The organism is Streptomyces sp. NPDC056361, assembly GCF_042262805.1.
Lineage (GTDB): Bacteria > Actinomycetota > Actinomycetes > Streptomycetales > Streptomycetaceae > Streptomyces.
This window is the reverse complement of sequence record NZ_JBHJQI010000245.1, coordinates 1-6642: the sequence shown is the minus strand read 5'-3', so window position 1 is coordinate 6642 and position 6642 is coordinate 1. Positions and strand designations below refer to the sequence as shown.

The 6642-nt window shown below is 73.2% G+C and carries 7 protein-coding genes; 6 read left to right on the top strand and 1 reads right to left on the bottom strand.

Annotated elements, in window-relative coordinates; translation table 11 throughout:
* The first annotated feature begins 136 nt into the window (after positions 1-136).
* On the top strand, positions 137-583 hold the full coding sequence (locus ACFCY7_RS39140) for an SRPBCC family protein (RefSeq protein ID WP_376490853.1): 447 nt from the start codon (positions 137-139) through the stop codon (positions 581-583).
* Here the strand turns inward: ACFCY7_RS39140 and ACFCY7_RS39135 are convergent.
* Entirely contained in the window at positions 567-1439 is an 873-nt protein-coding gene (locus ACFCY7_RS39135; RefSeq protein WP_376490852.1) for an IclR family transcriptional regulator, read from the bottom strand. The two genes, ACFCY7_RS39140 and ACFCY7_RS39135, sit on opposite strands and share 17 nt — an antisense overlap.
* Before the next feature lie 181 nt (positions 1440-1620).
* Between ACFCY7_RS39135 and hsaA (ACFCY7_RS39130) the strand changes: the two genes are divergently transcribed.
* The 5 genes from hsaA (ACFCY7_RS39130) to ACFCY7_RS39110 all read left to right on the top strand — a co-directional run bounded on the left by hsaA (ACFCY7_RS39130) (position 1621) and on the right by ACFCY7_RS39110 (position 6554).
* Entirely contained in the window at positions 1621-2772 is a 1152-nt protein-coding gene (hsaA, locus tag ACFCY7_RS39130) for a 3-hydroxy-9,10-secoandrosta-1,3,5(10)-triene-9,17-dione monooxygenase oxygenase subunit (RefSeq protein ID WP_376490851.1), read from the top strand.
* Positions 2773-3042: 270 nt separating this feature from the next.
* Positions 3043-4209, top strand: coding sequence for a 3-hydroxy-9,10-secoandrosta-1,3,5(10)-triene-9,17-dione monooxygenase oxygenase subunit (gene hsaA / locus ACFCY7_RS39125; RefSeq protein ID WP_376490850.1), 1167 nt, complete (start codon positions 3043-3045; stop codon positions 4207-4209).
* 12 nt (positions 4210-4221) lie between these two features.
* Positions 4222-5094 carry a 4,5:9,10-diseco-3-hydroxy-5,9,17-trioxoandrosta-1(10),2-diene-4-oate hydrolase gene (gene hsaD, locus ACFCY7_RS39120; protein ID WP_376490849.1) on the top strand — a complete coding sequence of 291 codons (873 nt, stop codon included), beginning with the start codon at positions 4222-4224 and terminating at the stop codon, positions 5092-5094.
* Between the two features lie 90 nt (positions 5095-5184).
* The gene (locus tag ACFCY7_RS39115; RefSeq protein ID WP_376490848.1) at positions 5185-6078 is read left to right on the top strand and encodes a VOC family protein; all 894 of its coding nucleotides are present in this window, start codon (positions 5185-5187) and stop codon (positions 6076-6078) included.
* Positions 6079-6101: 23 nt separating this feature from the next.
* Complete coding sequence (locus ACFCY7_RS39110) at positions 6102-6554, top strand: flavin reductase family protein (RefSeq protein ID WP_376490847.1); 453 nt, start codon at positions 6102-6104, stop codon at positions 6552-6554.
* Positions 6555-6642 lie beyond the last annotated feature (88 nt).

The following is a 6642-nucleotide window of genomic DNA, read 5'->3' as shown; positions in this document are numbered from 1 at the left end:
GCCCCGGTTGACTACCGAACGACCCGGGGTGGGGCGCCGCACGTGCCGGGGCCCCCCCCCCTCCCCGCCCTGCGCGGCCACCGCGAGCGGTAGCCGTATCCGTATCCGTATCCGTATCCGTACCGAGGAGACGACCATGAAGTCCCGCACGCTCGTACGCTCCACCGTGCTCGCGGCCACGCCCGACGCCGTGTGGGCGGTCATCGGCGACTTCGGCGCGCTCGCCGAATGGCACCCGCACCTGCCGCCGTCGTCCCTCGAGGAGGGCGGCGACCCCGAAGTGCCGGGCGCAGTGCGGGTCTTCGCCGTCGACGGCAGGATCGTCGCCCGGGAGCGTCTGCTCGACCGGGACGCGGCCGCCCGTGCGTACCGCTACGCCCTGCTCGAACCCGTCGTCCTGCCCGTCCGCGACTACGTGGGCACCCTGGCCGTGCGCCCGCACCCCGGTGGGGCCGAGGTGACGTGGTCGGCCTCCTACCGGAGCGCGGACGACGTGGTGCCGCAGGTGGAGGCCCTGTTCGGGGACGGCACCTACGGCACCGGACTCGCCGCGCTGCGGGAGCGCCTCACATCCAGTCGCTGAAGCGCAGCCAGGTCATCATGTTGTCCATCGACGGCTGCGCAACCGCCGGACCGGCTGTCGCGCCGGCGGTGCGAGCCCGCTTCTCCGACTGCCTGCCGGGTCCGAACATGGACTGCCACACCGAGCGCGCGCAGCCGCGCACGGCGGGGGCGAGCCGCTCCATCTCGCGGTGGACGCCGTGGCCGCTCACCGAGATCGCGGCGATGGCACGGCCGGCGCCGCGCAGCGGAGCGGCCACGCAGAAGATCCCCCGGTACCCCTCCTCGTGGTCGAAGGCCACGCCGCGCTCGCGCGTCATCGCCAGCTCGCGGCGGAAGGAGTCGGGGCGGGTGATCGTGCGCGCGGTGCGTGCGCGCAGGCCGTCGCGTATCACCCGATCCACCGGCGGGCCGTCGCCGAAGGCCAGGATGGCCTTGCCCGAGGCCGTGCAGTACGCCGGCTGCCGCCCGCCGGTGCGCGAGGGGACGACGGAGTCGTCCGAGCCGCCGATGCGCTCCAGGTAGACCACCTCGGAGCCGTCGAGCACGGTGAGGTGCACGAGGTGGCCGGTGGACTCGTGGAGCGCGTGCAGGTGCGGCAGGGCCGCCCGGCGGAGCCGGTTGTGGTGCGAGGCCATGGCGCCGAGCTCCAGCATGCCCATGCCCAGGCGGTAGTCACGGCCCTCGCGTTCGAGCCAGCGCAGCTGCACCAGCTGATCGAGGATCCGGTGTGCGGAGGAGCGGCTGATGCCCGAGCGCTGCACGACCTCGGTGAGGGTGAGCCGGGGCCCGGCGCTCTCGAAGGCGCTCAGCACCTTCGCCGCCTTCTCCAGCAGGGACAGGGGCGGCATCCCGGCCTCGACAGCACGGGTCGTCATCGACACCTCCCACACGGACAGCACAGCCGATCGACCTCTGGCCGGGTCCGTAATCTCCGGTATTGCGTGGAGATTGCCAGAGGATGACGGGCGCTGGGAAGAGGGAGTTCCGTCTCGGAACAGTAACGCGTAGGTTCCCTGTCGTCACGGCACGACCGGTCCGGATCCGAGAGGGGTGCCCATGCGCGGCGAAGACGTCCTCGCGGCGGTCCGCGCCCTCGCCCCCGCCCTGCGCGAGCGGGCGGCCGGTGCGGAAGCCCTGCGGCGGGTCCCCGACGCCTCCGTCGAGGAACTGGAGGACGCCGGCTTCTTCCGACTGCTCCGCCCCGGCGCGTACGGCGGACTCGCCGCCGACCCCGCCGTCTTCTACTCCGCCGTGCACGAGATCGCCAAGGCCTGCGGCTCGACCGGCTGGGCGGCGTCGGTCCTCGGCGTCCACCCCTGGTACGTGGCCCAGTTCGACCCACGGGCGCAGGAGGAGGTCTGGGGCGCCGACGACTCCGCCCGGATCTGCTCCTCCCACGCCCCCACCGGCGACGTCACCCCCGACGGCGGGGGCTACCGGCTGTCCGGCCGCTGGCACTTCTCCGCCGGTTGCGACCACGCCGGGTGGGCCCTGCTCGGAGGCGTCGTCGCCGACGCCGAGGGCAGGCCGGTGGACATGCTGACCTTCCTGGTGCCGCGCGCCGACTACCGCGTCGACGACGTGTGGGACACGGTTGGCCTGCGCGGCAGCGGCAGCAACGACATCGTCGTCGAGGACGCCTTCGTGCCCGCCCATCGGACGCTCGGCTACGGCCCGGTGACCGCGCTGCGCTGCCCCGGGCACGACGTCCACCCCGAACCGCTGTACCGGTTGCCCTACGCGTCCGTCTTCACCACCGCCGTCTCCACCGCGATGGTCGGCATCGCCGAGGGCGCCTTCGAGGACCAGGTCGCCGCCGCCCGCCGGCGACCCCGGGTCGGCGAGGACCCCTTCGCGCAGGTCCGCATCGCCCGCGCCGCCGGCGAGATCGACGCCGCCCGGCTGCAGCTCTCCCGCAACATGGCCGAGTTGTACGCGCTCGCCCGCGCCGGCGCGGAGATCCCCAGGGAACTGCGCGCCCGCACCCGCCGCGACCAGGCCCTCGCCACCGAACGCGCCGTCACCGCCGTGGACCTGCTGATGGAGAACGCCGGCCGCGGTCCCCTGCGCGTCGGCGACGACGTCCTGCAGAGGGCCTGGCGCGACCTGCACACCGGCCGCGGCCAGGCGGCCAACGACGTGGACCGTGCCCTGGTCCTCTACGCCCAGGACGCCCTCGGCATGGACGTCCGCGACCCCATGCTCTGAGGCCCGCCCGACCGCCCCCGCCGGGTCCGGAGAGGCGGGTGCGGTCCGGGGCGGCCGGCGCGCACGCTCGGACACCCCCTGCGGACGCCTCCTGCGGGCAGCCTCCTGTGGACACCCCTGCGAACGCCTCCTGCGGACACCCCCTGCCAACGCCCCCTGCGCACCCCTCCTGGGCGGGTTCCCGCTGAGTGGGAGCAGCGCATTTCGTCGCCGTGCGGCACGCCGTACGGTCCTGGCATTCCCCCACCACGACCCGAAAGGGGATGCCCCATGGCCGATGACGTCCTGGCAGCGATCCGCGACCTCGCCCCCGCCCTGCGCGACCGCGCGGCCGAGGCCGAGACGCTGCGCCGCGTGCCCGACACGTCCGTGAAGGAACTCGAGGACACCGGCTTCTTCCAGCTCCTCCAGCCCAGGGCCTTCGGGGGCCGCGCGGCCGACCCGGTGGTCTTCTACACGGCGGTCAAGGAGATCGCCAAGGCGTGCGGCTCGACCGGTTGGGTCGCCTCCGTGGTCGGCGTCCACCCCTGGCACGTCGCCCTGTTCGACCCCCGCGCCCAGCAGGAGGTGTGGGGGCGGGACGCCAAGGCCCGGATCGCCTCCTCGTACGCCCCCACCGGTGAGGCCGCCGCCGCCGACGGAGGCTTCCGCCTCTCCGGCCGGTGGCACTTCTCCTCCGGCTGCGACCACGCCGGGTGGGCGCTCCTGGGCTGCCTCGTCACCGACGGCGACGGCAACCCGGTCGACATGCGCACCTTCCTGATCCCCCGCTCCGACTACCGGGTCGACGACGTGTGGGACACGGTCGGCCTGCGCGGCACCGGAAGCAACGACGTCGTCGTCGAGGACGTCTTCGTCCCCGAGCACCGCGCCCTGAGCTTCGGCCCGGTGACCGCCCTGCGGGTACCCGGTCACGACCTCAACCCCGAGCCGCTGTACCGGCTGCCGTACGCCGGCGTGTTCACCACCACCATCTCCACGCCGATCGTCGGCATCGCCGAGGGCGCCTTCGACGCGTACGCCGAGGCCACCCGGCGGCGGTTCCGCGTCTCGTACGGGCAGAAGGTCGCCGAGGACCCCTTCGCGCAGGTCCGCATCGCCCGCGCCGCGAGCGACATCGACGCGAGCTGGCTGCAACTGACCCGGAACATGGGCGAGATGTACGCCCTCGCCGGGCGCGGCGAGGAGATCCCCATGGAGCTGCGCACCCGCACCCGCCGCGACCAGGTCCTCGCCACCGAGCGCTGCGTCGCCGCGGTCGACCTGCTGATGGAGAACTCCGGCGGCAGCGCCATGCGCACCGGTCCCGGCCCGGTCCAGCGGGCCTGGCGCGACGCCCACACCGGACGGGGCCACGCCGCGAACGACCCCGAGCGGGCCCTGGTCATGTACGGGCAGAGCGCCCTCGGCATCGACATCCACGACACCATGGCCTGAGAGGCGCCGACGATGGCAGAGCTGACCTACGAGTCGACCTCCCGCACCGCCGAGGCGGCCGGGCTCACCCTCCACTACCACGAGGCGGCCCCCGCCGACCGGACGGCCGGAGCCCCTGTCGTGATCATGCTCCACGGAGGCGGGCCCGGCGCCTCCGCCTGGAGCAACTTCGGCCGCAACCTCCCCGTGTTCGCCGAGCACTTCCGCACGCTGCTCGTCGACCAGCCGTGCTTCGGTCGTTCGGACAAGCCGGTGCCCGACCGGGACTACTTCACCTTCAGCGCGAACGCCGTGGCCGCCCTGATGGACGAACTCGGAATCCACCGGGCCCACTTCATCGGCAACTCCCTCGGCGGCGGCACCGCCGTCCGCATGGCCCTGAACCACCCGGACAAGGTCGGCAAGCTCCTCCTGATGGGCCCCGGCGGGGTCTCCGTCAACCTCTTCGCGCCCGACCCGACCGAGGGCATCAAGCGACTCTTCGCGTTCACCACCTCGCCCGAGCCCACCAAGGAGCAACTGCGCGCCTTCCTCGGAGTGATGGCGTACGACCAGTCGATCGTCACCGACGAACTCGTCGAGGAGCGCTGGGCCTCGGCCACCGACCCCGACACCCGGCTCGGCAGCGCCCGGATGGGCGCCTCCTTCGCCGACCCCGCCTGGGCCGAGGACACGATGCTCTGGCGCGAGGCCCACCGGATCACCCAGCCGGTGCTGCTGACCTGGGGCCGCGAGGACCGCGTCAACCCCCTCGACGGCGCGCTGGTCGCCCTCAAGACCATCCCCGACGCGCGTCTGCACGTCTTCCCGCACTGCGGGCACTGGGCGCAGACCGAGCAGGCGGACGAGTTCAACCGCCTCGCCGTCGACTTCTTCTCCCACTGAACCTCCCCCTTGCCCCCTCGTACCGTCCCTCGTAACACCCCTCCTCGTACTGCCCCTTGACTCTTCGTCACGACACAAGAGGTGCACACCATGGACATCCGTGCTCTCGGCTACCTGCGCCTGGAGACCACCACCCTGGACGAGTGGCGCCGCTACGCCCTCGACGTCCTCGGCATGGTGGAGGCATCCGGCACCACAGAGGACACCCTCTGCCTCCGCATCGACGACCGCGCCTACCGCATCGTCGTCCAGGCCGGCGGGAGCGACCGGCTCCTCGCGGCCGGCTGGGAGGTGGCGAACGCCGCCGCCCTCGCCCGCGCCGCCGAGGAGCTGGAGGCGGCCGGCGTCGCCGTCAAGGCCGCCGACCCCGCCGCCCTCGCCGAGCGCCGCGTCCAGGGCCTGATCCACGTGACGGACCCGGGCGGCAACCCGCTGGAGATCTACTGGGGCCAGGCGCAGGACCACACGGCGCTCGGCACCCCCTACGGCAACCGCTTCGTCACCGGCGACCTGGGCCTCGGCCACGTCGTGCTCCCCGTGCCGGACATCGAGGCCGCGCTCGACTTCTACGAGAACCTGCTCGGCTTCCAGCTCCGCGACTCGATGAAGCTGCCGCCGCAGGCCGTCCCGACCGCCACCGAGCAGCGGGACTTCCACTGGATGCACTTCCTCAGCCCCAACCGCCGCCACCACAGCCTCGGGCTCTACCCCGGCGCACTGCCCCCGGGCATCGTGCACTTCATGGTCGAGCTGGAGACCCTCGACGACGTGGGCCGCGGCCTCGACCGCATGCACGCCGCCGGCATCCCCATCGCGTCCAGCCTCGGCCGCCACACCAACGACCGCATGGTGTCCTTCTACGCCCAGGCCCCCGGCGGTTTCCAGGTCGAGTACGGCTGGGACGGCCTCGTCGTCGACCCCGCCACCTGGGTCGCGAAGGAGATCACCGCCGACAGCTTCTGGGGCCACCAGTGGAACGGCTGATCCCTCCCTCCGAATTCAGGGACGTGCTCGGACGCTTCGCCAGCGGCATCACGGTGGTGGCGACACTCGACCCCGACGCCCTGGAGCCCGTCGGCTTCGCCTGCCAGTCCTTCGCCTCGCTCTCCCTCGACCCCCCGCTGGTCATGCTGGCCGTCGGACGGAACTCGACCAGCTGGCCGAGGATCGAGCGCGCGGGCCGCTTCTGCGTCAACATCCTCGCCGAGGACCAGCAGGCCACCTGCGCCTCGCTCGGCCGCAGCGGCCCCGACAAGTTCGCCGGGGTGCCCTGGAGCGTCGGCGAGCACGGCACCGTACGCGTCGACGGAGCCCTGGCCCACGTGGAGTGCGTGCTCGACGCCGTGTACGAGGCCGGCGACCACCACCTCGTCACCGCGCAGGTGGTGGCGCTCGACGCCGGCGAGGACGGCCGGCCGCTGCTGTTCTTCCGCAGCCGCTACGCCGTGGGCGCCTTCTGATGCCCGGCGCAGACCGCGAGGCCGCTCCGGTCCTCACCGACGCGCGGACCACCGCGCCATGACCCGGCGGCCGGGGCGGGGGACGGCC